This window comes from Planotetraspora sp. A-T 1434, assembly GCF_025420585.1.
GTDB lineage: Bacteria > Actinomycetota > Actinomycetes > Streptosporangiales > Streptosporangiaceae > JAOEGB01.
On sequence record NZ_JAOEGB010000095.1, the window covers coordinates 1 to 683 of the forward strand.

Genomic DNA, 683 nt, shown 5'->3' on the forward strand with positions numbered 1-683 from the left:
CCAGGACGCCCTCGAGGGAGAGTTGCGCCGGGGCCGGATCTCGGCCGTTCTTGACGTGACCGAGCCGGAGGTCACCCCGGCGGACTCGCCGCTGTGGGATCTCCCCAACGTCATCCTCACGCCGCACGTGGCCGGTTCCCTGGGCACCGAACTCCTGCGGTTGGGCGCACAGGCCCTGGACGAGGTGTGGCGGGTCATCGAGGGAAGACCGCCGCGCCACGCCGTCGAGCCGGCCGCCCTGTCGGTCACAGCCTGACGCTCCGGCCTGAGGAACGAGCGCGCGGTGGTCACGTAGGACTGACTCCCTCCCCGCTGGCGTGATCATGCGCATGTTCCCCCATGCATCGTCCTACCTGGCGCTTCACACGGCGTGATCATGCACGTGTTCCCGCATAGACCACCTCACCTGGAGCTTTGTCTTACGTGATCATGCATGACGAGGTCGCACCCATCGGACGGGGCACTGCATGATCACAAACGACGGCGGTACTGGTCAGGCCGCGCGCGGAGAAATCCATGCATGATCACGATTCAGAAAGCCCCAGGTCCCCGGGCTTTCCGGGAAACCGTGCATGATCACGCGGGTGGGTCGGGTGAACGGTGTTCTAGTTCGTGGCGGGGGCGGTGCTTTCGCGGACGACCAGTTTGGTGGCGAGTTCCACCCGGGTGGTGTCGAGGTCGTC

At 66.0% G+C, this 683-nt stretch carries 1 protein-coding gene; it reads left to right on the forward strand.

Translation table 11 applies throughout. The features are described 5' to 3' along the window. Nucleotides 1-256, forward strand: a 256-nt coding sequence (locus N5079_RS35105; RefSeq protein ID WP_315967906.1) for an NAD(P)-dependent oxidoreductase, incomplete at its 5' end; no start/stop codon positions are given. Nucleotides 257-683 lie beyond the last annotated feature (427 nt).